At 68.7% G+C, this 22,685-nt stretch carries 21 protein-coding genes; 6 read left to right on the top strand and 15 right to left on the bottom strand.

The window, feature by feature from the left end:
• Window positions 1-11: 11 nt before the first annotated feature.
• Window positions 12-1,343: a hypothetical protein gene (locus tag KIH27_RS09715; RefSeq protein WP_214092740.1), complete on the bottom strand. Its 1,332-nt coding sequence runs from the start codon at window positions 1,341-1,343 to the stop codon at window positions 12-14.
• Window positions 1,344-2,231: 888 nt separating this feature from the next.
• Here KIH27_RS09715 and KIH27_RS09720 point away from each other — a divergent pair.
• Window positions 2,232-3,362 (top strand): hypothetical protein, encoded by a 1,131-nt coding sequence (locus KIH27_RS09720; protein WP_214092741.1) that lies wholly within the window; start codon window positions 2,232-2,234, stop codon window positions 3,360-3,362.
• Window positions 3,363-3,616: 254 nt separating this feature from the next.
• On the opposite strand, the gene KIH27_RS09725 is transcribed toward KIH27_RS09720, so the two are convergent.
• Window positions 3,617-4,393: a hypothetical protein gene (locus KIH27_RS09725; protein WP_214092742.1), complete on the bottom strand. Its 777-nt coding sequence runs from the start codon at window positions 4,391-4,393 to the stop codon at window positions 3,617-3,619.
• A 249-nt stretch (window positions 4,394-4,642) separates the two neighbouring features.
• Between KIH27_RS09725 and KIH27_RS09730 the strand changes: the two genes are divergently transcribed.
• Window positions 4,643-5,173 carry a M14 family metallopeptidase gene (locus KIH27_RS09730; protein WP_214092743.1) on the top strand — a complete coding sequence of 177 codons (531 nt, stop codon included), beginning with the start codon at window positions 4,643-4,645 and terminating at the stop codon, window positions 5,171-5,173.
• 149 nt (window positions 5,174-5,322) lie between these two features.
• On the opposite strand, the gene KIH27_RS09735 is transcribed toward KIH27_RS09730, so the two are convergent.
• From KIH27_RS09735 to KIH27_RS09755, 5 genes are all read right to left on the bottom strand, one after another.
• Window positions 5,323-6,189 carry a pseudouridine synthase gene (locus tag KIH27_RS09735; protein WP_214092744.1) on the bottom strand — a complete coding sequence of 289 codons (867 nt, stop codon included), beginning with the start codon at window positions 6,187-6,189 and terminating at the stop codon, window positions 5,323-5,325.
• Window positions 6,190-6,278: 89 nt separating this feature from the next.
• Entirely contained in the window at window positions 6,279-7,166 is an 888-nt protein-coding gene (locus tag KIH27_RS09740) for a hypothetical protein (protein ID WP_214092745.1), read from the bottom strand.
• A 481-nt stretch (window positions 7,167-7,647) separates the two neighbouring features.
• A complete protein-coding gene (locus KIH27_RS09745; protein ID WP_214092746.1) occupies window positions 7,648-8,952 on the bottom strand; it encodes a hypothetical protein in 1,305 nt (434 codons plus the stop codon).
• Between the two features lie 158 nt (window positions 8,953-9,110).
• Window positions 9,111-10,850: a glycerol-3-phosphate dehydrogenase/oxidase gene (locus KIH27_RS09750; protein WP_214092747.1), complete on the bottom strand. Its 1,740-nt coding sequence runs from the start codon at window positions 10,848-10,850 to the stop codon at window positions 9,111-9,113.
• Between the two features lie 114 nt (window positions 10,851-10,964).
• On the bottom strand, window positions 10,965-12,389 hold the full coding sequence (locus tag KIH27_RS09755; RefSeq protein WP_307856830.1) for an NAD(P)H-quinone dehydrogenase: 1,425 nt from the start codon (window positions 12,387-12,389) through the stop codon (window positions 10,965-10,967).
• Window positions 12,390-12,431: 42 nt separating this feature from the next.
• On the opposite strand from KIH27_RS09755, the gene KIH27_RS09760 reads away from it, so the two are divergent.
• Window positions 12,432-12,923 carry a gamma-glutamylcyclotransferase family protein gene (locus tag KIH27_RS09760; RefSeq protein WP_214092749.1) on the top strand — a complete coding sequence of 164 codons (492 nt, stop codon included), beginning with the start codon at window positions 12,432-12,434 and terminating at the stop codon, window positions 12,921-12,923.
• A 5-nt stretch (window positions 12,924-12,928) separates the two neighbouring features.
• Complete coding sequence (locus KIH27_RS09765; protein WP_214092750.1) at window positions 12,929-13,747, top strand: hypothetical protein; 819 nt, start codon at window positions 12,929-12,931, stop codon at window positions 13,745-13,747.
• Here the strand turns inward: KIH27_RS09765 and KIH27_RS09770 are convergent.
• Complete coding sequence (locus KIH27_RS09770) at window positions 13,744-14,922, bottom strand: M20 family metallopeptidase (protein ID WP_372451339.1); 1,179 nt, start codon at window positions 14,920-14,922, stop codon at window positions 13,744-13,746. The two genes, KIH27_RS09765 and KIH27_RS09770, sit on opposite strands and share 4 nt — an antisense overlap.
• Before the next feature lie 58 nt (window positions 14,923-14,980).
• Here KIH27_RS09770 and KIH27_RS09775 point away from each other — a divergent pair, with 58 nt between their 5' ends.
• A complete protein-coding gene (locus KIH27_RS09775; RefSeq protein WP_214092752.1) occupies window positions 14,981-15,769 on the top strand; it encodes a purine-nucleoside phosphorylase in 789 nt (262 codons plus the stop codon).
• A 10-nt stretch (window positions 15,770-15,779) separates the two neighbouring features.
• A complete protein-coding gene (locus KIH27_RS09780; protein WP_307856831.1) occupies window positions 15,780-17,285 on the top strand; it encodes a phospho-sugar mutase in 1,506 nt (501 codons plus the stop codon).
• 7 nt (window positions 17,286-17,292) lie between these two features.
• Here KIH27_RS09780 and ureG read toward each other — a convergent pair whose 3' ends face one another.
• The 7 genes from ureG to upp all read right to left on the bottom strand — a co-directional run bounded on the left by ureG (window position 17,293) and on the right by upp (window position 22,657).
• Window positions 17,293-18,042 carry an urease accessory protein UreG gene (gene ureG / locus KIH27_RS09785; RefSeq protein WP_214092753.1) on the bottom strand — a complete coding sequence of 250 codons (750 nt, stop codon included), beginning with the start codon at window positions 18,040-18,042 and terminating at the stop codon, window positions 17,293-17,295.
• A 9-nt stretch (window positions 18,043-18,051) separates the two neighbouring features.
• Entirely contained in the window at window positions 18,052-18,843 is a 792-nt protein-coding gene (locus KIH27_RS09790; protein ID WP_214092754.1) for an urease accessory protein UreD, read from the bottom strand.
• Window positions 18,833-19,501, bottom strand: coding sequence for an urease accessory protein UreF (locus KIH27_RS09795; protein ID WP_214092755.1), 669 nt, complete (start codon window positions 19,499-19,501; stop codon window positions 18,833-18,835). The genes KIH27_RS09790 and KIH27_RS09795 overlap by 11 nt, the downstream gene beginning before the upstream one ends.
• Before the next feature lie 2 nt (window positions 19,502-19,503).
• On the bottom strand, window positions 19,504-21,213 hold the full coding sequence (locus KIH27_RS09800) for an urease subunit alpha (protein WP_214092756.1): 1,710 nt from the start codon (window positions 21,211-21,213) through the stop codon (window positions 19,504-19,506).
• Window positions 21,206-21,640 (bottom strand): urease subunit beta, encoded by a 435-nt coding sequence (locus KIH27_RS09805; protein ID WP_214092757.1) that lies wholly within the window; start codon window positions 21,638-21,640, stop codon window positions 21,206-21,208. Before KIH27_RS09805 ends, KIH27_RS09800 begins: the two co-directional genes overlap by 8 nt.
• Window positions 21,637-21,939 (bottom strand): urease subunit gamma, encoded by a 303-nt coding sequence (locus tag KIH27_RS09810; protein WP_214092758.1) that lies wholly within the window; start codon window positions 21,937-21,939, stop codon window positions 21,637-21,639. The genes KIH27_RS09805 and KIH27_RS09810 overlap by 4 nt, the downstream gene beginning before the upstream one ends.
• 94 nt (window positions 21,940-22,033) lie before the next feature.
• On the bottom strand, window positions 22,034-22,657 hold the full coding sequence (upp, locus tag KIH27_RS09815; protein ID WP_214092759.1) for a uracil phosphoribosyltransferase: 624 nt from the start codon (window positions 22,655-22,657) through the stop codon (window positions 22,034-22,036).
• Window positions 22,658-22,685: the final 28 nt, after the last annotated feature.

Below are 22,685 nucleotides of genomic sequence, written 5' to 3' on the forward strand. Positions count from 1 at the left end.
GCGTATCCGCCCTACGGCGACAGGTTGAGCATCTGGTCGATGGTGTAGGTGCCCCAGCCCATGGCGTTGAGGAAGTCCGACACCAGGGTGGAGTCCTCCACCCCGGACGTGCTCAGCGCGGACGGGTTGAGGATCAGGTGGTCCAGCGCGTCGCCGATCGTGTACGAGCCCAGCGAGACGCCGCCGACCTGGAAGTTGTCGATCAGGGTCGCCAGGCTCTCGGTGGGCGACATGTTCGCCCAGCCCATCAGGCTGCCGATGGTGGTGCTGCCCAGCGTCGGCAGGTCGTTCAGGGAGCCGACGGTCTCACCGGGACCGACCGGTTCCCCGGACAGGTTGAGGTGCAGGTTGTCGACGAACTGCCGGATGGTGGTGCTGGTGTTGAAGCCGAGCGCCTCACCGAGCGTGTAGTCGGCCAGTGGGCGGCCGTCGGGCATCTTGTCGGCCTGCAGCACCTCGCCCAGCGTCTCGCTGCCGGACAGCTTGCCGCCGGGCAGGCCGCTGATGCCGGTGATGCACTGGATGGCGGTGTCGATGGTGGAGCTGTTGGACAGCCCGCTGCAGCCCAGCCCGAGGCCGGTGTTGATCAGGCTGATGAAGCCCGAGGGCAGGCCCCAGAAGTTCCAGACGGTCCCCAGGGTCTCGTTGCCGGCGAAGCCCAGAATGCTCAGCAGCTGGTCGACGGTGATGTTGGCGACGCCGAACTGCTCCTCCACCCCGAGCAGGGTCTGGGTGCTCATCAGACCCAGCGGATGCAGGACCATGTCCAGCTTGGTGTTGAGGAACTGCATGGTCGAGAGCACTTGGTCGACGGTGTCGGCGGGCGGCATGCTCAGCGCGGTCATCACCTCGCCGATCGTGATGTTCTGCAGCCCCAGCAGGTTCAGGGTGTCGGAGATGTGGAACCCGGTGTCGACGGTGACGCCGCCACCGCTGGAGCCATTGAGCAGTTCGCCGACGGTCAAGCCACCGGGGGTGAACAACTGCACCGGGGTCTTCTCACCGATCCCCATGCTGTCCAGCAGGAACTTGAGGCTCTGCTCAAAGGGGTCGAGAGTGGCCGGCGGGTCAGCCGCAGCTGGCCCCGCCTCAATGCTGGCCAGCGCGACCTGCTGCACGGTGCCGCTCGACTCATCCGCTGCGTGCGCTTCCGGGCCGCCGAACACCGCGGTGACGGTGCCGACGACGACGCCCGCGGACAGTGCCGCGGCGGTCAGCGAGAGATTGGCATCGCCGCCCGGCCGCGGTGCGCGGGGCACGGCATGCCGCGGCGCACCGCCGCGCTGGATGACCTTGCGAGGGGCATGCTTCTTGCGATGTTTCGCACCGGAGCCAGCAGACATCAACGCCCTCACTCTTTACACGCACCTGTGACCGTGCTGTGACGTACAGCGTGAGCCAACCTATATTCGCTCAGCGATCGTGTCAACGCGCACATCAGGTCGGAAACGTTACGTAATTCTGTTAAGTCTCTACTTACGACACACTTGGTCTATTTCCGGCCGCCCTGGAAGCCCACTGGACTCGCATCACAACGCATCCAGCGACTCGTCCGCACGAAGTGTCCGACCACTCGCGGGCCGTCGAACCTGATGACGAGAAGGGGCGCCGGCGCCGGTCGTCACCTCATGCGATGCGGCCCTCCTACCGATGCCGACCAGCACAGGAGTGCGTCAGGGGCGACGAACCGCGGCGCCGGCCCGCGGGATCGCAGCGCACCGCAGGGGAGGCTTCCGGCCGCAGCCTCCTGCCGGCGCCGCCGATGGCCGCGCCCCACGGGCAGGCAACCGCCCGCCCGACCGCGCGGCGCATGAGGGCATCCATCCCGACGATCCTGTACGAACCCTGATCGGAATGATCTGAGTATTCACTGAGTTCGATCCGACGGGCAATTGTGTGGAAATCTGAGACTGGACGTTAACATTCGCGGCCCGCACCCCAGCACCGCCCAGGTGCCCCAGGGGACACCGCTATGTACTTGAAAATGCTATCTGACCTGCATATCTTTTAAGTTTTGGGCCGGCCGCCAGCGGTCCTGCCGGCGCCGACGCGACGGCCGCACACCGCAAACCTGAGCAAAATGCTCCGTCAGACCTGTGCGTATCCCTCGACGCTGAGAATTACTCAAGAAAAACCTTGACGACTTGATGTGGATCACTATAAGTTTCGCACTGCTGCGGAAGTCACAGCACGAAGTATCCACCCCCCTCCCAATGAAAGGGACTGTCTAGATGTCCACTCTTCAGCCACGACTGACAGCGCTGGCAAGCACGCTGGCCGCCGGGAGCGCCTTGGCCAGCGCTGCCATGATCGGCGGTGTCCCGATGACACCGACCCACTCCCCGCTCTTCGACAAGGCCCACCACAACGTCGGCCTGGTCAACTCGGTGGCGGACGCACTCTTCCCCTCCGTCACGCTGAACACCGACACGTTCGGCGGCAGCCTCCAGTGGCTGCTGGACAACGAGTTGAAGCTCGGCAACGTCACCCTGCCGAACATGGTCGACCCGCACAGCACCCTGACGCTGGAGTCCCTGCTGGCCGGCTCCCACCTGGGCACCTCGTCGACCATGACTGACGTGTTCAACCAGCTCGGGTTGGACAACTTCAAGCTCGAGCCTCTGATGACGAGCCTGGGCCTGGCCCCCGGCTCCAGCCTGGACACACTTCTGGACCACCTGGGTCTGGCGAACCTCACCGTGAACAACCTGATGACCGACTTCGTCGGCTTCGGTACCGGCGAGACCCTGGCCGGGCTGGTCGACAAGATCGGCATGGGCACCAAGACGATCGGCGACCTCATGGGCATGGTCGGCCTGCCGGCCACCACGACGGTGGACGGCCTGCTGAACCAGTTGGGCGTCGGCGAGCTCAGCGGCCTGCTCGGCGGCCTGGGTGTCGGCAGCACGACCGACCTCGGCGCCTTGCTCTCGGTGCTGGGCTCCGGCACCTCGACCCTCACCCTGGACGACCTGCTCAAAGCAGCCCCGACCAGCGGTGCGGTCACCGGTGACGGTGTGCTGTCCAAGATCGGCGACATGACCCTCGGACAGATGATCGGCTTGGGCTCCGCCACCACCTTGGCGGACACCATCAACGACCTGAAGTTCGGCAGCACCACGCTCGGCAGCATTCTGGAACTGGTCAAGATCGGCTCGACCACCACCCTGGGCAGCCTGCTCGAAGGTCTGCCGAGCGGCTCGAGCGGAACCCTGGGCTCCGACACCCTCGGCGCGTTCCTGGGCATGCTGACCGGCGGCAAGGACACCATCGACGCCACCACGACGATGAACGCCTTCCTCACCGATATCGGTATGGGCAACCTCAACCTGGACGACCTGCTGGGTCTGCCCACCACGTAGTACCTCGGTACGGCGGGGCCTCCCGAAGCCTCATCGCATCGAATCGGCGGCACATCGGCCGCACCCGGATGGCGACATCCGGGTGCGGGCGGTGTGCCGTCACTGCTTTGTCGGGGCCCAGGTTCCTCTCGTCACGTGACGCCACTGACGCGGGCCGGCCACGCCAGGCATGCGGGAACGATTTTTCGACGCCAGGGGCGTCGTCAGGACCTAAACGATGCGCGCGGGCGGCAGTTCGCCAGCGATCCGCGCTGCTACTTGGCAGCCGCCGCCCGCGCAATCAACTTGCTCAGCACCGCAGCGGCCAGCACCGACTGCACCGTCCCGGCCTGCTCGTACAGCGACGGGGTGGGGAACATCTTGTTCAGTTTCGGCTGATACTCGGTGAACGTCAGATCCCAGGTGGAGAAGAACGGCTTCGGGATCTGATAGTTGCGGCCGTTGAGCAGCGCCTTGACGTCACCCTGCTGGATCCCGCCGACGTTCGCCAGGTTGCCGTAGAGACTGCGTAGCTGCGGCGGGGCGTCGCCGACGTAGGGCTCCATCACCTCGGCGAGCACCTTCTTGTCGAACATCATCGGGACATGCAACTCGTAACTGAGCGGGTTCTTCACCCCGAGTTCGAGCAGCAGGTCCAGGGTGGACCGCATGGTTTGCGCCCAGCCATCCTTACCGGCCTTGATCAGCGGCTCGTCGCAGTGCTTACGCAGCGGCTGCAGATACCGCATCGGCATCTTGGTCATCGGCTCGGTGATGAAGAAGTCGTCGTTGAACATCACGAACTGATCAGACACGTCAGGATGCTGCGCGACGGCGAGCGCGGTGTTGTAGATCCGCGCCTCCTTGGTCTCACCACCCGCCTCGGGGATGTACCCGACGTTGGCCAGCCAGATCGGCTGGAAGCCGGAGAGCCACACCTTGCGGTGCGGGAAGTTGGCGGCCACTGACCGCAGGCTGTAACGCAGCGCCTCGTTCGTCCGTTCCTCGGCGGTGATGTAGACGACGTCCATCTCGGCGAGCGGACGGGTCATCGTCCACCCGCTCACCATGCTCTTCTTGGACAACTCGCAACCTCTCTCCGCCGGCTATCCGATGCCTTCTCACATACTGCCCTAAGCCTACTGTGAGCCAGCTGACAATCTGTCGAGGCATGGGATATGGGCCACCGAGCCAGCCGTGGTGCGCACGGAACTCTGCACACAGGACGTGGGGTGCGTCGTACACGGACCGTCGGCGGTTCATGGTACTGGAGTCACAGCTCCGTCCCTCCGGAAAGTGACATGAACAGGTATCTATTCATCGACGAACGCAAACACGGCGGCTATCTGCTGGTGGCTGCGGTCATCGAGGCCCACCAGGTGCCCACAGCACGCCGAGTCGTGGGCGCTCTGCTCTTGCCCGGCCAACGGCGCATCCACATGAAAGCCGAAAACCCCGGGCGAAAGCGAACGATCGCCCGCGCATTGGCAGAGGCGGGAATCCCAGCGGTCGTTTACGACGCAGGACGTCATTACCGAACCCAACGGGAGGCTCGCCAACAATGCCTCCGAGCAATCGTTTCCGACCACGCTGACGGCGTCGAGACGCTGATGGTCATCGAGGAGGACCGGACGCTCGTGGACTCAGATCGACGCATCCTGTATCAGGCTGTTCGCGAGGCAGGCTGCGTCGACTGCCTTCACTACGATCACCGCCGAGCCGAATCGGAACGGCTGCTCGGGATTCCCGACGCTATCGCGTGGTGCTGGGGCAGTGGCAACCCATGGCGCACCCTGGTGCAGCCAAGCGTCCGCAGGGTCCGACAGGTCTAGTCAGCCAACTCCGACAGCGCGAAGCCCGAGCGCCACGGTCGTCCGGCCGGGTCTCGGGCTCACTTCCCGCAGCTACTGCCACAGGCAAGGCACAGGCTACACCGGTCGGACGCCGAGTGCCGTCACGATCATCGTCTCGTGTCCAGGGTCTACACGGTGCGCGTGCTGACGAACCTTCTCCGCTCCCCCGTCAGCGGGTCGTCGAAAGCCAGCACCTGCGCCAGCAGTCGCAGCGGCGTGCTGAAGTCGTCGGGCGGCACATCGACCACCCGCGGGTACAGCGGGTCGCCGTCGATCGGCAGGCCCAGCGACGCCAGGTGCACCCGCAGCTGGTGGGTGCGCCCGGTCCGCGGTGTCAGCCGGTAGTAGCCGTCGCCGAGCGCCTCCACCAGCGTCTCGGCGTTGGGTTCGCCGGGTTCCTCCACGGCCTGCAGGTGGCCGCGGCGTTTCACGATCCGGCTGCGCAACACCAGCGGCGGCTCGATCACGGCCTCGGCGCTGGAGTGGGCCAGATAGACCTTGCGCACCTCACCGCGGGCGAACATCGTCTGATACGCCCCGCGCAGTTCCCGGCGGGCGGTGAACAGCAGCACCCCGGCGGTGAGCCGGTCCAGTCGGTGCGCCGGGCTTAGTTCGGGCAGGTCCAGGTCGCGGCGCAGCCGCACCAGTGCGGTCTGGGCGACGTGCCGGCCGCGCGGCATGGTCGCCAGAAAATGCGGTTTGTCGACCACCACCAGGTCGTCGTCGCGGTACAGCACCAGGATGTCGAACGGCACGACGACCTCGTCGGGCAGGTCACGGTAGAGATAGACGCACGCCCCGGCCGGCAGCACCGTCGTCTCGTCGACCACGGCGCCGGCGGCGGTGACCACCTCCCCCGCCCGCACCCGTGCCGTCGCGGCCGACCCAAACCGGGCGGACAGTTCCTCAGCGACCGGCCCACCGTGCAGCCGCACCCGGGCCGGGCCGATGCCGTCGCGCACCGGCAGTGGGGCGGGGCGGGGCGGGCGACGCATTGTTCGGGCACCTTCGGCAGGGCGAAAACGACGCATCGACCATAACCGTCGGGGGGTTATGGCCGATGCGCCGTCTAACTACTTCCTGGTCAGGACGTTCCAAGCAGGCCGAACAGCCCCAGGTCGCCGAGCAGGCTGGTCAGCGTGGTGGCATCGGTCACCGGCGTGGTGGCGTCCGCCGCCGGCAGCAGGCTGGTCAGCAGCGAGCCGAGCGTCTCGCTGCCCAGGGTGCCGGTGCCGGCCGGGTCGATCAGCGTGCCGCCGACCGGAAGGTTGTCGACGAACGAGTTCCAGGTGCCGGAGAGCTCAGCGCTGGTGATACCCAGCAGACCCCCGATGGTCTTGTCGGGGCCGACCAGGTCGTCCAGCGTGGTGGTGCTGCTGATGCCCAGGAAGTGGCTGAGGACGTCGCTCACCGTGTCAGTCGGCGACAACCCGAGGATGTTCAGGTCCAGCAGTCCGACGAACGGACCGAACCCCAGGGCGGTGAGCACCGTTCCGATCTCCTCGCTGGCGCCGGTGCCGCCGATGAAGTTCCCGAGGAGTGTGTCGATCGGGATGGTCCCCAGCGCATTGCCACCGATCTTCACGTCATCGAGCAGACCGCTGATGTCGGTGGAGAGCAGGCCGCCGGTCATGGCGTCCAAGGTCACGCCCTTCGGGTTCAGATCCGCCAGCAGGGCGCTCAGCTCCGAGCTGCTGTTGATGCCCGTGCCGAACACGCCCAGCAGGTCACCGACGGTGCCGAAGTTCATGGCGTTGAGCAGGTTCTGCAGGCTCTCCGAGAACGTCGGGAACGCAGTCGGAGTCACTTCCTGCTGTACGTGTGCGGTGAGGCCGGGAGTGACGGTCGGAGCTACCGTCGCGCCACCGAACAGGGCCGCGCTGGCAAAGGCGGTGCCGGCCACGAGGGCGCCGGCTTTCGCCGCGAAACCGCGCGGTTGCGCCGGCGCGGCGAGGGTGGAGAAAGTGGACATGTATCAGTGCCTTTCACGGTCGAACGATGGTCGTGGAGCATGTACAACGATCGTTAACTTATTATCCGTTCAGCCTTGTGTCAACCGTTTCATTAAATTATTTCACCGCGCTCGCAAGCCCGACCGTCACCATTTCCCCAGGTAAATAGTTCAGACGACAGAAGATTGAGTTCACCGCTTCGTTGCGGCAACACGCACCAGCCGACTGGGCAAAATGACACACTCAGCTTTCCTTAGGTTATTAGACCGCGTCGTCCGACTCCGGCTATCCGGAATAACGTCTGCTCATTAACTACCCGCGGTTACCGTCGAACGGTACGAAACTACCCACCAGTAAAGTATCGACTCAGCAAACATTTGAACGGACTTCGTACGAGTGTCCGAAGGCATCGGCACGCGGGCTGTAGTCGCGCCGAGGTGGGCACAAAGAACGCCGGCCCGGTAGACCGGGCCGGCGTAGGACTGGCGAGGCGATGCGCCGCTACGGGCTGAGCAGACCCAGCGCCTCCAGGAAGCTGGTGACGGTGGTGGCGCCGGTGACCGACAGGGTGCTGCTGTCCGGCAGCAGACTGCCCAGGAAGGTGCCGATGGTCTGGTCGCCCAGGTCCGGTCCCGGGTTGAAGAAGCTTCCGCCGAAGGCCATGTTGGCCAGATAGTCGTTCCAGGTCTCACTGGGATTCAGGCCCAGCAGGTCCGCCAGGGATTGGTCGGCCAGATGCTCGGTCCCGGTCCCCCAACCGATGGTTTCCAGGTAGCCACCAAGCGTAGTGGCCGGAGTGCCATCCAGGCTGAGCGTGGGCGAGCCGGTGGTGATCCAGGTGTTGGGGTTCGTGAGAACTGAACTCACTACCGGCACAGTCCAGAGTCGGACCGGGTCGGTGGGGGTGCCCAGCAGCGCGCTGAGCCAGTCGTTGATCGAGCTGTTCTCATCGAGGTGCAGGTTGAACTCATCGGTGAGGCCGCCGAGCGGCCCCTTGCCCTGGATCAACTGGTTGAAGTTATCCAGGTTCTTCCCGGCGACGTCGACCAGGTCCGCGTAGGTCGGGTTGGACGGCAGGCCGGCCAGCCAACCGACACCGCTGAGCATGCTGGTGAGTGCCGCCGGAACGTGCTGGCTCAGACTGAAGTTCAACTGGCTGGCCAGGTCCGCCAGCGAGTGCGAGTCCGCCTGGTTCGCGCCGCCGAACAGCATGTCCACCAGTTGGCCGAGCCCGACGTTGCCCAGTGGCGTGCCGTTGATGCTGTCGGTGTAGCTGAGGTCTTGAATCCCGACCGAGCCCTGGGGCTGGGTGAAGAACGACGCCGGCTCATGGAACACCAGTGGGTTGGCGACGGTCTGGCCGTTGATGGTCCAGGTGGCGCTGCCCAGCAGTGACTCACCGCTGGTGCTGTACAGCGGGTCGGACAGCGGAACGCCCAACGCGGCGAAGGCCTGACTGAAGGTCTGTCCGCCCGGGTTGAAGCTCTTCAGCAGGTCGGCGACCGTCGAGTCGGCGGTGAAGTCCGCCCCGGAAGTGCTACCCGGGTCGACTCCGAACATGGCGAGCACTCCGTTGAGAGTGCCCACGTGCAGCGTGTTCAGCAGGTTCTGCAGGCTCTCGGAGAACGTCGGGAACGCCGTCGGTGTGACGATGTGCTGCACATGGCCTAGCGGCGCGCCCGCGACCTGCTCGCCGACCACCGTGGCACCCAGCAAGCTGGCGCCGGTGACGACCGTGGCCGCGGCCAGCGCGGAACCCTGCTTCACAAGCAGATTCCGGCGTGCCACTCCCAGAAGACCCGACATGCAGTACACCTTCCCCGAACCCGACCACCCGATGTGATCCAGCTGACAGCGAGAACGCTACGCACCACGATTCACATGTCAAACATCTGTGAAACCAATTATCAAACTAAACGGATGTGAATCGTTTCGGACGTGCAGCCATCGTCATGGAAGTCCGCTCAGTCAAGCGGAACAGGCTCCAAGATCTCCGCGCGCGCCTCCGGCGCACTCGCTCGCAGCGCGTCCGCGGCGGCGTCGTCGGGCTGCTCCTGCGACAGGATCTCGGCCTCCACCCGGGCGATGTAGTTGGCCACCTCCCAGTCGACGTCGGCGTCGTCCCAGCCGAGCACCGGGGCCATCACCTCCGCGACCTCGCGGGCGCAGTTCACCCCGCGGTGGGCGTACTCGATCGAGATCCGCGTCCGCCGCGCCAGCACGTCCTCCAGGTGCAGCGCGCCTTCGGCGGCGGTGGCGTAGGCCGCCTCCACCTTCAGATACGTCGGCGCCTCGGCGATCGGGTCCAGCAGGTCGGGCCGCCCGTCGGCCAGCGCCAGCACCTCGTGGATCAGCGAGCCGTAGCGGTCCAGCAGGTGGCGCACCCGATACGGGTGCAGGCCTTGGCGCGCCCCGACCTGCTCGGCCTGGTTGACCAGGGCGAAATACCCGTCGGCACCCACCAGTGGCACCTTCTCGGTGATCGAGGGCGCCACCCGCACCGGGATGTACTCGGCGGCGGCATCGATCGCGTCGGCGCCCATCACCCGATAGGTGGTGTACTTGCCGCCGGCGATCGCCACCAGACCCGGCGCAGGGGTGGCCACCGCGTGCTCACGGGACAGCTTGGAAGTGTCGTCGGATTCGCCGGCCAGCAGCGGCCGCAGCCCCGCGTAGACGCCTTCGATGTCAGCGTGGGACAGCGGGGTGACCAGCACGGTGTTGACGTGGGCGAGCAAGTAGTCGATGTCGGCCTTGGTGGCCGCCGGATGCGCCAGATCCAGGTTCCAGTCGGTATCGGTGGTGCCGATGATCCAGTGCGTGCCCCACGGGATGACGAACAGCACGGACTTCTCGGTGCGCAGGATGATCGCGGTCTCACTGACGATCCGGTCCCGCGGCACCACGATGTGCACACCCTTGGAGGCCCGCACGTGAAAGCGGCCGCGTTGGTGCGACAGCGCCTGGATCTCGTCGGTCCACACCCCGGTGGCGTTGACGACGACGTGGCCGCGCACCTCGGTGGTCTCGCCGTCCTCGGAGTCGCGCACCCGCACCCCGGTCACCCGGTCGCCTTCGCGCAGCAGCGCCACGACCTGGGTGGAGGTACGCACCACCGCCCCGTAGTGCGCCGCGGTGCGGGCCACGGTCATGGTGTGCCGGGCGTCGTCGACGACCGTGTCGTAGTAGCGGATGCCGCCGATCAGCGCGTTGCGCTTCAGCCCCGGGCAGAGCCGCAGTGCGCCGGCCTTGGTCAGGTGGTGCTGTCCCGGTACGGACTTCGCGCCGCCCATCCGGTCGTAGAGGAAGATGCCGGCCGCGATGTAGGGGCGCTGCCACCACCGTCGGGTCAGCGGGAACAGGAACGGCAGCGGCTTGACCAGATGCGGGGCCAGCGTCGTCAGCGACAGTTCCCGCTCATGCAGCGCCTCGCTGACCAGGCCGAACTCCAGCTGTTCGAGGTAGCGCAGCCCGCCGTGGAACATCTTCGAACTGCGGCTCGACGTGCCGGCTGCGAAATCCCGGGCCTCCACCAGGGCCACCCGCAGGCCGCGGGTGGCGGCGTCCAGCGCCGCGCCGGTGCCCACCACACCACCGCCGATCACCACCACGTCGAACTGCTCGCTGCCCAGCCGCTGCCAGGCCTGTGCTCGTTGCTCCGGGCTCAGAGTCGCGCCCTGCTGGTCACCGCTCGGCTCAGTCACGGCTCCCAGGCTACGTGGCACCCTCCCCCGCAAGCGTGAAGCCAGGCTCACGTTGAGCGGTCCAGCGTGAACATAGGTTCACGTTGGGCGAAGGGGGCGGGCTCAGTCCAGGACTCAGTCCAGGTCGTCGTGCGCCATCAGCCGCCGCGCCGCCTCGGTGAGCGACCCCGACAGCGACGGGTACACCGACAGCGTCTGCGCCAGGTCGGCGACCGTGATCCGGTTCTGCACCGCCAGCGCGATCGGCATGATCAGCTCCGAGGCGATCGGCGCCACCACCACGCCGCCGATCACCGTGCCGGTCGCCGGGCGGCAGAACAGCTTCAGGAAGCCGTGCCGCATCCGGCTCATCTTCGCCCGGGCGTTGGTCTGCAGCGGCAGCATCACCGTGCGGGCCGGCACCGTACCGTCATCGATCTGCGACTGCGGCACCCCCACCGCGGCGATCTCCGGGCGGGTGAACACCGCCGCCGCGACGGTGCGCAGCCGGATCGGCTGCACCGCCTCGCCCAGGGCGTGATACATCGCGATCCGGCCCTGCATCGCCGCCACCGACGCCAGCGGCAGCAGGCCGGTGCAGTCCCCGGCGGCGTAGATCCCGGCCACCGACGTCCGCGACACCCGGTCCACCTCCAGGTAGCCGCCGCGGCCGAGTTCGATGCCGACCCGCTCCAGGCCCAGCCCACTGGTGTTGGGCACCGAACCGACCGTCATCAGCGCATGGCTGCCCTCCACGGTGCGCCCGTCGGTCATCGTGACCAGCACACCGGTGTCGGTGCGGGTGACCGATTGAGCACGGGCGTTCTTGACCAGGGTGACACCGCGCTCGGCGAACGAGGTCTCCAGCACCTGGGCGGCGTCGGGGTCCTCGTGCGGCAGCACCCGGTCTCGGCTGGCCACCACCGTCACCTTCACGCCGAGTTCGGTGTAGGCGTTGGTGAACTCCGCGCCGGTCACCCCGGACCCGACGATCACCAGGTGCTCGGGCAGTTCGGTCAGGTCGTAGAGCTGCCGCCAGGTCAGGATCCGCTCGTCGTCGGGCTCAGCGCCCGGCAGCACCCGCGGGCTGGCGCCGGTCGCGACCAGCACCACGTCGGCGTCCACCACACGCGTCGCACCACCGGACTCGGTGACCCGGATGCGGTGGTGCGCCAGGCCGGGGTGCTTGTCGATCAGTTCGCCGTAGCCGTCGATGACGGTCACCCCGGCATTGATCAGCTGCGCCTTGATATCGCCGGACTGCGCGGCGGCCAGCGCCTTCACCCGGTCGTGGATCTGGCCGAGTTCGATCTCGGCGTCGGTGAAGTGGATGTCGAAGCCCAGGTGCGGGGCGCGACGCAGCTCGGTGCGCACCCCCGACGAGGCGATGAACGTCTTGGACGGCACGCAGTCCCACAGCACGCAGGCGCCGCCGATGCCGTCGGCGTCGACCACGGTCACTTGCACGGCGTCGGGCCCCTTGGCCGCCGCGACCAGCGCGGCCTCATAACCGGCAGGGCCGCCGCCGATGATCACGATGCGGGTGGAGGGAGAAGTCACAGCGACTAACCTATCCGCGCCGCGACGTTTAAGATTTCCGGCGTGCCGCTCTACGCCGCCTACGGGTCGAACATGCATCCCGAGCAGATGCTGCAGCGCGCACCGCACTCCCCGATGACCGGCACCGGCTGGCTGCACGGCTGGCGGCTGACGTTCGCCGGCGAGGACATCGGCTGGGAGGGTGCACTGGCCACCCTGGTCGAGGATCCGCAGTCGAGCGTGTTCGTGGTGCTTTACGACGTGACCGTCGAAGACGAGCAGAGCATGGACCGCTGGGAGGGCTCGGACTTCGGCATTCACAAGAAGATCCGCTGCCGGGTGGACCGGATCGACGGCACGTCGTCGTTCGCCGCCGACGCCACCCCCGAGCCGGTGCTGGCCTGGCTGTACGTGGTCGACGGCTGGGAGGGCGGGCTGCCGTCGGCGCGCTACCTGGGCGTGGTGGCCGAGGCCGCGCAGATCGCCGGGGCACCGGACGCCTACGTCCGCAACCTGCTCACCCGGCGCGCCCGCAATATCGGACCCGGAACGTAGCGGCTGTGGCGAAGAAGCAGCCCAAGAAGAGCACCCGGGTCAGCGGGTGGATCACCAGCTCGCCGCTTCAGGAGATGGACGTCGTCTATCCGACCCGACCCGGTGACGACAACGACGAACTGTGCCTGAGCATCCGCTCGCTGATCCACTTCCCGCATCGCGGGCTCTGGGTCACCGGTCACAAGCCTGGTTGGCTGGCCGAGTGCGGGCACATCCCCGACATCGGAGGCGCCACCAAGGAGGCCCGGCTGTACAACAGCGTGCTGGCCGCCGCCAACCACCCGGACGTCTCGGAGAAGTTCGTGCTGTTCAACGACGACTTCTTCGTCACCGCCCCGATGACGACGCTGCCGACCTGGTACCTCAAACCGCTGCGCGCGCACTGCGAGGAGCCGCAGATCCAGAACGGCCTGGCCGCCGACTGGGGCGAGTCGATGCTCTACACCCTGGAACTGCTGGAGTCGCTCGGGGTGAAACGGCCGCTCAGCTATGAGCTGCACTATCCGATGATCTTCGACAAGAAGAAACTGGCCGAGATCATGACACCGTACGTCGGTGATCACCCGCCGCAGTTGCGGTCGCTGTACGGAAACCTGGCCGGCATCGGGGGCACCCGCCGCATGGACGCCAAGGCGCACGGCGTGGTGAACCAGCAGCGTCCCATCATCACCCCGCTGATGTCGACGAACGACGACAGCATCGCCGAATACCGTGACCGGCTGCACCGGATGTTCCCGGATCCCTCCCGCTACGAGGCGGGGTTCATTGAACGCGTCCAGCAACTGCAGGCGGCCGTCGTGCCGCCGCAGGCGTATCGCCGCTAGCCGAGCGCGCCGGCCTGATCCACCAGCCCGGCCAGCACCCGCACCCCGATCGCCAACGCCCGCTCGTCGAGGTCGAACGTCGGCTGGTGCAGGTCGAGCTGCGGACCGTGCCCCGGCCACACCCCGAGCCGGGCCATCGCGCCGGGCACCTCCTCCAGGTACCAGGAGAAGTCCTCGCCGCCGCCGGACTGGCGGGTGTCGGCCAGTGCGTCGGGGCCGAGCGCCTCGATGGCGTGGGTGAACATCCGCGTCGACACCTCTTCGTTGACCACCGGCGGCACCCCGCGGCGGTAGTTCAGGGTGTGCTCGATGTGCAGCGGCGCCAGCAGCGACGTCACCGCCTCCTCGACGATGGCCTCCAGCTGCACCCAGGTCTCCCGGCTGGCGGTGCGCACAGTGCCGGCCAACCGGCCGAACTGCGGGATGGCGTTCGGCGCCATGCCGGATTCGACTGCGCCCCACACCATCACGGTGGAGTTGCGCGGGTCGATGCGGCGGGACAGCACGCCGGGCAGCCCGGTGATCAGCGTCCCCAGCCCGTACACCAGATCGCCGGTGAGGTGCGGTCGGGACGTGTGCCCGCCCGGGCCGGTGACGGTGATCTCGATGGTGTCGGCGGCCGAGGTGATCGGCCCCGGGATGGTCGCCACCTTCCCGGCCGCAAGCCGCGGGTCGCAGTGCAGCGCGAAGATCCGGCTCACCCCGGTCATGGCGCCCGCGGCGATGGCGTCGATCGCCCCGCCCGGCATCAGCTCCTCGGCGGCCTGGAACACCAGCCGCACCCCGACCGGCAGTTCCGCGGCGTGCTCGGCCAGTGCCAGCCCGGTGCCGATCAGGATCGCGGTGTGCGCGTCGTGGCCGCAGGCGTGGGTGGCGCCGGGCACCGACGAGGCGAACGGCAGCCCGGTCTGCTCAGTCATCGGCAGCGCGTCGATGTCGGCGCGCAGCGCGACCCGCGGGGTGTCGTCGGGCCCGAAGTCACAGATCAGCCCGGTGCCGTTCGGCAGCACCTCCGGTTTGAGGCCGGCGTCGGAGAGCTGCTGCGCGACGAACGCGGTGGTGGCGTACTCCTGGCGGCTCAACTCCGGGTGGCGGTGCAGGTGCCGGCGCCAGGTGACCAGCTGATCGGCGTTGGCGGCCAGCCAGGACTCGGCACGCTCCGACGCAGAGGGCACGGCGGCTGAAGGCATTAACGCAGTATCCCACCAGCGGTCACGACTAAGCTCAACGGCTGTGACGGTACCGCTGACGACGCAGGCCGCACGGATGATCGCCGAACGCACCGGGATCGACGCGCATGACGTGGCGATCGTGCTCGGCTCCGGTTGGGCGCCGGCGGTCGAGGCGCTGGGCACCGTGGCCGCGACCCTGCCGATGGCCGACCTGCCCGGCTTCGCCGCCCCCACCGCAGCGGGCCACACGGGTGAGATGGTGTCGATTCCGATCGGCGAGCACCGGGTGCTGGTGCTGGTCGGACGGATCCACGCCTACGAGGGCCACGACCTGGCTGACGTCGTCCGCCCGGTGCGCACCGCGGTCGCCGCGGGCGCGAACACCGTGGTGCTGACCAATGCCGCCGGCGGCCTGCGTGACTCCTACGAGGTCGGGCAGCCGGTACTGATCAGCGACCACCTGAACCTGACCGGCCGCTCCCCGCTGGTGGGGGCGCATTTCGTCGACATGGTCGACGCCTACACGCCGGCGCTGCGGGCGCTGGCCAACCAGGTCGATCCGACGCTGGTGGAGGGCGTCTACGCCGGGATGCCGGGGCCGCAGTACGAGACGCCAGCCGAGATCCGGATGCTACGCACGCTCGGCGCCGACCTGGTGGGCATGTCCACCGTGCACGAGGCGATCGTAGCACGCGCGGCAGGCGCAGCGGTGCTGGGGGTGTCACTGGTGACGAACCTGGCCGCCGGCATCACCGGCGAACCGCTCAGCCACGCCGAGGTGCTGGCGACCGGCCGGGAGTCGGCGGCCCGGATGGGCGCCCTGCTGGCCGAGGTGGTGACCCGACTGTGACGGCCGCACTGTGACGGTGCAGCCGCTGCGGTTCGGCACGGCTGGGCTGCGCGGACCGGTGCGCGACGGGGTCGACGCGATGAACACCGCGACGGTGCTGCGCGCGACTTGGGCGGTGGCCGCGGTGCTGACCGCCCGCGGGCACGCCGGGGCGACGGTGGTGGTCGGCCGCGACGCTCGGCACGGCTCCGGGGAATTCGCCAGAGTGACCGCGGAAGTGTTTGCCGCCCAGGGCTTTCCGGTGTTGATGCTGCCGGAGCCGCTGCCCACCCCGATTGTGGCGTTCGCGGTGCGCGACGTGGGTGCTGCGGCCGGTGTGCAGATCACCGCGTCGCACAATCCGGCCGGTGACAACGGCTACAAGGTGTACTTCGACGGCGGGGTGCAGATCATCGCGCCGGTGGACGCCGAGATCGAAGCCGCGATGGCCGCCGCCCCGGACGTCGAGGCGATCCCCCGGCGCTCCGTAGACGCGGCCGGCGACGAGTTGGTGCGCCGCTACCTGGACCGGGTGACGACGGTGCGCCGACACCACGGCGGGCTGCGGGTGGCGCTGACCCCGCTGCACGGGGTGGGCGGGGCGACCGCCGTCGCCGCGCTGGGCGCCGCCGGTTTCACCGACGTCCACACCGTGGCAAGCCAATTCGAACCCGACCCGGACTTCCCCACCGTCACGTTCCCCAACCCGGAGGAGCCGGGCGCCACCGATGCGCTGCTGGCGCTGGCCGCCGACGTGCAGGCCGACATCGCGATCGCGCTGGACCCCGACGCCGACCGATGCGCGGTCGGGATTCCGACGCCCGACGGATGGCGGATGCTGACCGGCAACGAAACCGGTTGGCTGCTGGGCGATTACCTGCTGTCCCGGCTGCCGGCGGGGACCGCGGCGACCAGTGTGGTGGCCAGCACGGTGGTGTCGTCGCGGATGCTGGCGAGCATCGCCGCGCAGTACGGCGCCCACCATGTGGAGACGCTGACCGGGTTCAAGTGGCTGGCCCGCGCCGACATCGATATCCCGGGCGCGACCCTGGTCTACGCATACGAGGAGGCGATCGGCTACTGCGTGGACCCGGCGGCCGTGCGCGACAAGGACGGCATCAGCGCCGCGGTGTTGGCCTGCGACCTGGTGACGGCGCTGCGCGACGCCGGTGAGACGGTCCCGGGTGCGCTCGACTCGCTGGCCCGCCGGCACGGGGTGCACACCGGCGCAGCGGTGACCCGCCGGGTCGCCGATCCGGCCGAGGCCGCCGCGGTGCTGGCCCGGCTGCGAGCCGCGCCGCCGAACGAACTTGCCGGATTCGCCGTCACCGCAACCGATCTCGCACCGGCCACCGATGCGCTGGTCTTCACCGGAGAGCGGGACGGGGTCACGGTGCGCGTGGTGGTCCGGCCGTCGGGCACCGAGGCCAAGCTCAAGTGCTACCTCGAGGTCGTGCAGACCGGTGATCTCGACAGCGCCCGGATGGCGGGCGCGCACCTGTGCCGGCGGCTCGCCGACGCGGTGCAGGCCTGGTAGTCCTCGCTCAATGGCTGTGCGGGGCCATCGGTCCCGGGTCGATCGGCGTGTGGTCACCGGCGGCATAACTCGCGTGCAGCGCCCGCACCCAGTCGGCGAGCCGGCCGACCGACTCCGGCGCAGTGCGGGAGACCCCGAGCACCGGGCCGCCGTCGCGGGCCGCCGTCGCGTCAGCGAGCATCTGATCGACGTCGACCTCGACGTAGGGCGCCAGGTCGGTTTTGTTGACGACCAGCAGATCCGCCCGCCTGATACCCGGGCCGCCCTTGCGGGCGACGTCGCCGCCGCCGGCCACGTCGAGGACGAAGATCTGCGCGTCGACCAGTCCCGGGGAGAAGGTGGCCGTGAGGTTGTCGCCACCGCTTTCAACCAGCACCAGATCAAGCGGCGCGAATTCCTCCTCCAGGTCTTCGACGGCGTTGAGGTTCATCGAGATGTCGTCGCGGATCGCGGTGTGCGGACACGCGCCGGTCTCCACCGCACGGATCCGCTCGACCGGCAGCACACCCATCGAGCGCAACATCCGGGCATCCTCATCGGTGTAGATGTCGTTGGTGACCACGGCCAGCGCGAACTCGTCTCGCAGGCTGCGGCAGAGCAGCGCGATCAGCGAACTCTTCCCGGTGCCCACCGGTCCGGCCACCCCGAGCCGCAGCGCCCGGTGGGACCGCGGGTGGTGGTGGTCGTGCCTATGGTCGTGGTGGTGGTCATGGTGGTGCCCGTGACCGTGCTGGTGCTCATGATCGTGCTGGCTCATCGATCTCTCCTATCGAATCAATCCCAGGTCTACCAGCCCGGCGCCCAGATCGCGGCGCAGTGCCAGACTGTCGGCGGCCACGGCGCTGACCAGTGCGGCCGGGCCGGCCAGCGGGAGCAGCGCGGCACCCGACGAGAGCACCCTGGCGTCGGGCGGTCGCACCTGCCACGCCGGGTCGACGACCAGCACTGACCCCACCGCGCCCGCACCGGCCAGCACCGCAGCACCGTCATACCCCGGTGCGTCCGGGCCGACTGCCAGCTCCTGGCAATACAGCGTGTCGCCGTCACGACGAATCCTGCTGTGCAGGAACACATTCCCGCTCGTCTCGCCGCACCGGCCGAGCACCAGTTCCTCACGCATCAGCAACCGCGCCGACGGGTGCAGGTCGACGGCGATGTCCTGGCGGTGCCGGCAGCCGTGCGCGGCGATCAGCGGTTCGGCCAACCAGATCAGGGTGGCGCCGGCGGCCACCCGCACCTGGACCGTGTGACGCGACGTCGCACCGTCAGGGCCCGGCAGCAGCAGTGTCGGCGAAACGTCCTGCAGGACCAGGGTGCTGCCGACACCGACCTCGACGTCCAACCGGTACTCGTCGCCACCGATCGGCCCGGCGGCGCCGGCGGTCAGTGAGACCCGGGCCGCGCCGGGAACCGGCCAGGGGTCGGGTTCCTTCGGCCGGGTCAGCCGCAGCAGCACCGGCGCCTCGGCATGCAAGGTGCTGACGCAGCTGATCCTCGACCGCAACTCCGTTGCGACATGCGAGCGCGCTCGCATCCGGGTCGAGGAGTCAGGAGGCAAAGAGCCGCCCCTCCGTTCGGCGGTGCGCTTCCGCGGCGATGTCGAGCAACGGCGCGGCCGCAGCCGGCAGGTCCACCGGTTCGACGTCGGTGAGCGCCGCCGCCCGGTCGGCGAGTTCGTCGAGCAGGCCGGCGAGTCCGCCGAGCACCGCGTGCACGTCGAACGGGTCCACCGGCAGCAACCGCACCGCCGCGGTCGCCGGCCCGGTCACCGACTCGTGCAGCGCGGCCAGCGCCGCATCATGCGGCCCGACTCCGAACACGGTTGCCGCGGCGCCGAAGGCCAGCGCCTGGTGCGGTGCCCGGCCGAGGTGGTGCAGCCTCGGGTCGGGCCGCATCCGCGTCACCGTGCGCTGCAGTTGCCGTCCCAGCGTCCGGGACACCTCCCGGGTCGCCGGCGACGGTGTCCGTGCGTCGAATTCAGCGTCCAGCACGTCGATTCGCGCCCAGTCCTCTCTCGCGAGCGCGCTGCAGGTCGCCGCCGCGAACGCTCCCGCCACCAGACCCGTCGTCGTCGCCCGGCCCCGCAGGAAGCCATCCAGGTCGGCGACGCCGCACACCCGGCCGGCCGCGATACTCGCCTCCAGCCCGCCGGAGTGCGCGTAACCGCCGGCCGGGAACCGTCCATCGGCCAACAGCAGCAGTGCGGCGCGGCTCATGGTCAGTACAGGAAGTAACGCTGCGTCATGGGCAGTTCGCGGGCTGGTGCGTGATTCGCCATCTCACCGTCGATGCGGACCTCGAAGGTGTCGGGGTTGACTTCAATCTTCGGCAGCGCGTCGTTGAGCGGCATATCGGCCTTACCCAGGCCGCGAACGTCCTTGACCGGGACCAGTTTCCGGCTGACGTCAAGCCGGTCGGCCAGCCCGTCGTCGATCGCCGCCGGTGACACGAACGCGACGCTGGTCGCCGCGGCCGCCCGGGTTCCCACGTTGTAGCCCAGCCTCGGCAGCATCGGCTGCGGCGTCGGCACCGACGCGCTCGGGTCGCCCATCATCGCCACCGCGCACATCCCGCCCTTGAACACGAAATCCGGCTTCACCCCGAACAGCGGTGTCACCCACAGCGCGAAGTCGGCCATCTTCCCCGGCTCGATGGAGCCGACCTCGGCGTCGAGTCCGTGGATGATCGCCGGGCAGATCGTGTATTTCGCGATGTAGCGGCGGGCCCGGTCGTTGTCGGCACGCTCGTCGGCCGACAGCTTTCCGCGCAGGTTCTTCATGACGTGCGCGGTCTGCCAGGTCCGCAGGATGGTCTCACCGATCCGGCCCATCGCCTGCGCATCCGACGACATCGCCGAGATCGCCCCGATGTCGTGCAGGATGTCTTCGGCGGCAATGGTTCCCGGCCGCACCCGGCTCTCCGCGAACGCCAGCTCCTCGGGCACGTGCGGGTTGAGGTGGTGCGCGATCAGGATCATGTCGAGCTGCTCGTCGACGGTGTTGATCGTGTAGGGCCGGGTCGGATTGGTCGACGAGGGAAGCACATTCGGCTCACCTGCGATCCGGATGATGTCCGGTGCGTGCCCGCCGCCGGCGCCCTCGGTGTGGTAGGCGTGGAAAGTGCGGCCCGCCACGGTGCGGATCAACTGCTCGACGAAACCCGCCTCGTTGAGGGAGTCGCTGTGGATCGCCACCTGCACCCCGGCCCGGTCGGCCACCCGCAGTGCGGTGTCGATCACCGCCGGGCTGGCACCCCAGTCCTCGTGAACCTTGAAACCCGCTGCGCCACCGCGTAACTGCTCCCACAGCGCGTCCTCGGAGACAGTGCTGCCCCGGCCGAGGAAGGCGACGTTGACCGGCCACGGGTCGAACCCCTCGAACATCCGCTGCATCCACCAACTGCCCGGCGTCGCCAGGGTGGCCTTGGAGCCGTCGGTCGGGCCGCTGCCACCGCCGAGCAGCGTGGTGACACCGGCCTGCAGCGCCACCTCGCACATGGCCGGCGACAGCATGTGCACATGCGGGTCGATCGCGCCGGGGGTCATGATCAGCCCGGTGCCGTTGACCAGTTCGGTGGACGGGCCGACGATCAGGTCCGGGTGCACACCGTCCATCGTGTCGGGGTTGCCGCACTTGCCGATCCCGACGAAGCGGCCGTCGCGAATACCGACGTCCGCCTTGATGATCTGGGTGTGGTCGAAGACGACGACATTGGTGACGACGAGGTCGGGTGTGCCCTGCGCGCGGGTCCGGTGCGACTGGCCCTGCGACTCGCGCCCGGACTTCCCGCCGCCGAACACCACCTCGTCGCCGCCGACGCAGAGGTCGTCCTCGATCTCGATGAACAGATCGGTGTCGGCGAGCCGGACCTGGTCGCGCTTGGTCGGCCCGAGCAGCGCGTCGTAGCGTGCGCGGTCGATCTCAGCCACCGGCGGCATCCAACGGTCCGGCACACAGCCCCCGGAAGCCCGCAGCGATCCGGTCGCCGGCGTAGGGAACCAGTTCGACTTCGCGCACCACGCCCGGGTCGAATCGGACCATCCCGCCGGCGATGATGTCGAGGCGTTTGCCCCAGGCCGCGTCCCGGTCGAAGTCCAGCGCCGCATTGGCCTCCGCGAAGTGGAAATGCGATCCGACGGTGATCGGGCGGTCGCCGGTGTTGGCGACCCGCAGTGTGGTGACCGGCCGGCCCTCGTTGATGCGCACCGCGCCGGCGCCGTAGCGGACCTCCCCCGGCACCCCCGGGCGGGTGCTGCTGTCCGCGCCGGGATGGGTGACCGCGATCGTGCTGCCCTTACCGGAGCCGACCGGTTCGCTGACCCCGGTGCCCGGGCTGACCCGGCGGACGGTGCTCATGAGATCGGCTCGGGCACGCTGATCAGCTTGGTGCCGTCTGGGAAGGTCGCCTCGACGTGCACCTCGCCGAGCATCTCGGGCACGCCCTCCATCACGTCGTCGCGGGTCAGTACCTGCCGCCCGGCGTTCACGAGGTCGGCCTTCAGCCGGCCGTCCCGGGCACCCTCCAGCAGGAAATCGGCGATGATCGCCGTCGCCTCGGGAAGATTCAGTTTCAGACCACGACTGCGGCGACTGCGGGCCAGGTCCGCGGCGACGTGGATCATCAGTCGCTCCTGCTCCTTGAAGGTGAGCAGCATCGATACCACCTCTCCTACCGCGGACCCCCGTCTCCGAACACCCCATTACACACCGGAGGCGGCCCCGCAGAGGTCGCAACGCCCACTCGACGAGTCAGCGCGGCCCGAACTGCCGGTCCCCGGCGTCGCCGAGGCCCGGCACGATGTAGGCGTCCGCGTTCAGTCCCTCGTCGATCGCCGCGACGCACAGCCGCACCCCCGGATGCGCTTCCGCCAGTGCGGCCACTCCCTGCGGTGCCGCCACCACGCAGAGCACGGTGACGTCGGCCGCGCCGCGCTCGGTGAGCACCCCGATCGCGTGCACCATCGAGCCGCCGGTGGCCAGCATCGGGTCCAGCACCAGCACCGGCCGTCCGGACAGGTCCGCGGGCAGCGCCGCCAGGTAGGGCACCGGCCGGAAGCTCTGCTCGTCGCGCACCACCCCGACGAAGCCGACCGCCGCCTCCGGCAGCAGCGCCTGCGCCGCCTCGACCATGCCCAGCCCGGCCCGCAGCACCGGCACCAGCAGCGGCGGTGACGCCAGCCGCGCCCCGACCGTCTCGGCGAGCGGGGTGCGCACCGACACCGGTTCGCGGGCGGCATCGCGGGTGGCCTCGTACACCAGCATCCAGGTCAGTTCCCGCAGTGCCGTCCGGAAACCGCCGCCGTCGGTGCGCTCGTCGCGCAGCGCGGTCAGCCGGGCGGCGGCCAGCGGGTGGTCGAGCACGCGCACATCCACGCCCCCGACCCTACGGCCCCGCGGAGCC

It is taken from the genome of Mycolicibacter acidiphilus (assembly GCF_018455725.1).
GTDB classification, from domain to species: domain Bacteria; phylum Actinomycetota; class Actinomycetes; order Mycobacteriales; family Mycobacteriaceae; genus Mycobacterium; species Mycobacterium acidiphilum.

What these genes read in the sequence shown, in the direction of transcription:
- KIH27_RS09715 (WP_214092740.1), bottom strand. Translation starts at nt 1,343, where the DNA reads ATGTCTGCTGGCTCCGGTGCGAAACATCGCAAGAAGCATGCCCCTCGC.
- KIH27_RS09730 (WP_214092743.1), top strand. Translation starts at nt 4,643, where the DNA reads ATGAACAGGTATCTATTCATCGACGAACGCAAACACGGCGGCTATCTG.
- KIH27_RS09795 (WP_214092755.1), bottom strand. Translation starts at nt 19,501, where the DNA reads ATGAGCCGCGCCGCACTGCTGCTGTTGGCCGATGGACGGTTCCCGGCC.
- KIH27_RS09735 (WP_214092744.1), bottom strand. Translation starts at nt 6,189, where the DNA reads ATGCGTCGCCCGCCCCGCCCCGCCCCACTGCCGGTGCGCGACGGCATC.
- KIH27_RS09740 (WP_214092745.1), bottom strand. Translation starts at nt 7,166, where the DNA reads ATGTCCACTTTCTCCACCCTCGCCGCGCCGGCGCAACCGCGCGGTTTC.
- KIH27_RS09805 (WP_214092757.1), bottom strand. Translation starts at nt 21,640, where the DNA reads ATGAGCACCGTCCGCCGGGTCAGCCCGGGCACCGGGGTCAGCGAACCG.
- KIH27_RS09745 (WP_214092746.1), bottom strand. Translation starts at nt 8,952, where the DNA reads ATGTCGGGTCTTCTGGGAGTGGCACGCCGGAATCTGCTTGTGAAGCAG.
- KIH27_RS09720 (WP_214092741.1), top strand. Translation starts at nt 2,232, where the DNA reads ATGTCCACTCTTCAGCCACGACTGACAGCGCTGGCAAGCACGCTGGCC.
- KIH27_RS09810 (WP_214092758.1), bottom strand. Translation starts at nt 21,939, where the DNA reads ATGCTGCTCACCTTCAAGGAGCAGGAGCGACTGATGATCCACGTCGCC.
- KIH27_RS09725 (WP_214092742.1), bottom strand. Translation starts at nt 4,393, where the DNA reads ATGACCCGTCCGCTCGCCGAGATGGACGTCGTCTACATCACCGCCGAG.
- ureG (WP_214092753.1), bottom strand. Translation starts at nt 18,042, where the DNA reads ATGAGCCAGCACGATCATGAGCACCAGCACGGTCACGGGCACCACCAT.